Source organism: Streptomyces sp. NPDC020362 (assembly GCF_040642095.1).
GTDB lineage: Bacteria > Actinomycetota > Actinomycetes > Streptomycetales > Streptomycetaceae > Streptomyces.
On record NZ_JBFAET010000447.1, the window covers coordinates 1 to 2,245 of the forward strand.

3 protein-coding genes and 1 pseudogene are annotated in these 2,245 nt (G+C 70.6%); 3 read left to right on the forward strand and 1 reads right to left on the reverse strand.

Going from position 1 to position 2,245, the window contains the following annotated elements:
* A partial coding sequence (locus tag AB0H32_RS48045) for a tRNA-dependent cyclodipeptide synthase (protein ID WP_361135992.1) occupies positions 1–583 on the reverse strand: 583 nt, incomplete at its 3' end.
* Between the two features lie 164 nt (positions 584–747).
* On the opposite strand from AB0H32_RS48045, the gene AB0H32_RS48050 reads away from it, so the two are divergent.
* The 3 genes and pseudogenes from AB0H32_RS48050 to AB0H32_RS48060 all read left to right on the forward strand — a co-directional run.
* Positions 748–1,638: a fructosamine kinase family protein gene (locus AB0H32_RS48050; RefSeq protein ID WP_361135995.1), complete on the forward strand. Its 891-nt coding sequence runs from the start codon at positions 748–750 to the stop codon at positions 1,636–1,638.
* A gap of 170 nt (positions 1,639–1,808) precedes the next feature.
* Entirely contained in the window at positions 1,809–2,000 is a 192-nt protein-coding gene (gene tgmA, locus AB0H32_RS48055) for a putative ATP-grasp-modified RiPP (protein WP_020938095.1), read from the forward strand.
* Positions 2,001–2,017: 17 nt separating this feature from the next.
* Positions 2,018–2,245, forward strand: a pseudogene (locus tag AB0H32_RS48060) (hypothetical protein); the annotation flags it as partial.

Genomic DNA, 2,245 nt, shown 5'->3' on the forward strand with positions numbered 1-2,245 from the left:
GCGACGACGGGACCTTGAGGATGGCGGGGGTGTCGAGGAAGAGCGGGGCTTCGGCGCAGACGTACTCCAGGCACACGGAACGCTGCCGCTCGCTGGCCTCCTCGCCGCGAGCCGACAGGAAGCGGCTCACCAGGGCGTTGCAGACGGCACGGAAGTCGGCGTCCGCCTGCATCCTGGTCTGCAGCTCCCGGTGGATCTCCTGGTAGGCGGGGTTGGTGCGGAACGCAGACATGGGCTGCCAGTCGAGCCGCTTGCCCTCGGGGTCGGCCTGGGTGACCGCGTCCCGGACCTTCGCGCGCACGCCCCGCAGGTTCTTCACCGCCTTGCGGCGGGCCTCGTCCGGCGGGTAGCCGGATGCCTCGTACATCTCGGCCACGTACAGGTCGGTGTAGACGAAGTCGACCCTGTCGAAGTGGTGCAGCCCCCAGCGGGCGAGGTCGCGCAGGCGTTGGGCGGAAAAGTAGCTGTTGCCCGGCGACACTCCGATGACGGCGTGCGCGCCCTCGCCGAAGATGACTTCGCAGTGGGAGGTGTAGGGCTGAACCTCGAAGACGTCGGCCATCAGCACGGATGCTGTGGTCAAGGGGGAAACCCTCCGCCGCGCGCTAGTCCCGACAGGGCCCTGTGCCCCTGGTGTGGCGACGCGACGCCCTCACGCTATCCGCACGGGGACAACACGGGTAGTAACTGCCTGGGTTTGGCCGAAAACAGTCGTATCAACGGTCGAAGCACCCTCAGAAGAGCCTCATGAACGGGCCGTACGCTGGGGCCGTGGCCAACCGAGGCGAAGATCCAGGACAGGCGGCGTCCCGGCTCACCGGGCGTCGCGTCACGGGTGCACGGGCGGCGTCCGCCTCGCCCGTCGAAGTGACGCTGGAGGGCGGGACGGTGGTGATGGTCAAGCGCGGCGAGGCCCCCGGTGCCGTGCGGGCGGAGGTGGCCGGGCTGCGCTGGCTCGGCGCGGCGGCCGCGGTCCGGGTACCGGAGGTGCTCGGCCACGACGAGCGGTGGATGGTGACCGAGCGCGTGCCGACCGGGCATCCCGACGCCGAGGCCGCCCGGCGTTTCGGCCACGCCCTCGCGACCCTGCACTCGGCCGGCGCACCCGCCTTCGGCGCACCGCCGCCCGGCGGGCCGGAAGAGGCGTACATCGGCCTCGCGCCGATGCACAACGCACCGGGAGCCGACTGGCCCCACTGGTACGCCGAACATCGCGTACTGCCGTATCTGCGCGGCGCCGTCGACGCCGGCACCGTGCTGCCCCGGGAGGCCGCGGTGATCGAGCGGGTCTGCGAGCGGCTGCCGGCTCTCGCCGGGCCGCCCGAGCCGCCCGCGCGGCTGCACGGCGACCTGTGGAACGGCAATGTGCTGTGGGGCGCCGACGGGGAGGTCCGGCTCATCGACCCGGCCGCGCACGGCGGGCACCGGGAGACCGATCTGGCGATGCTCCAGCTGTTCGGCTGCCCGCATCTGGACCGCGTGCTGGCCGGATACCAGGAGGCAGCCCCCCTGGCCGACGGCTGGCGGCGTCGCGTCGGCCTGCACCAGCTCTTTCCCCTCCTGGTGCACACGGTGCTCTTCGGCCGCGGCTACGCCGAGCGGGCCCTCGCCGCGGCACGCGGAGCCTTCCCGGAATGACGCGCGGTTTCACGCAATGAACGGCACCGCGCAACTCCTCTCCTCCGAGGCGACGTCCTCCTACTCGACGCCTCGAACGACCCCTCTCCGGGCCATGGTTACGGAGCGTAAGGAAACCAACCACCCGTTCGATTCGTATAAGGACGTGAAAGCCGAATCAGGGAGAGACCATGCAACCGTTCACGCTCAACTACGCGCGCCCTGCTGTGCAGTTGGACGTCACCACTCCGTACGCGTACGACTCCGGACTGCAGTTGAACGTCCTCCCGGACGGTCGGATCGCCGCCACTGACCACGCGACCTTGAGAGCGCTGGGGACAACGACCTCCACGGCCGGGTCCAAGACGCACTTCGACGACTGAACGCGGACCCGCGCAAGATGACCGTGCTCATCCTGACCAGTGAAGAAGACGTGACGGCGGACATGGTGGTCCTCCGGCTGACCGAGGCGGGCGTGCCCGTGGTCCGGCTCGACCCCGCCGACCTCACCAACGGGGTGGCCCTGTCGGGCGCCGCCTGTCGGCCGGTAGGCGACGTACACCTGGTTGTCGGGGATGTCGCCGGGCGGATTGGACTCGGTGGGAGCGGGGGCCGGGGTGTTCTGCCC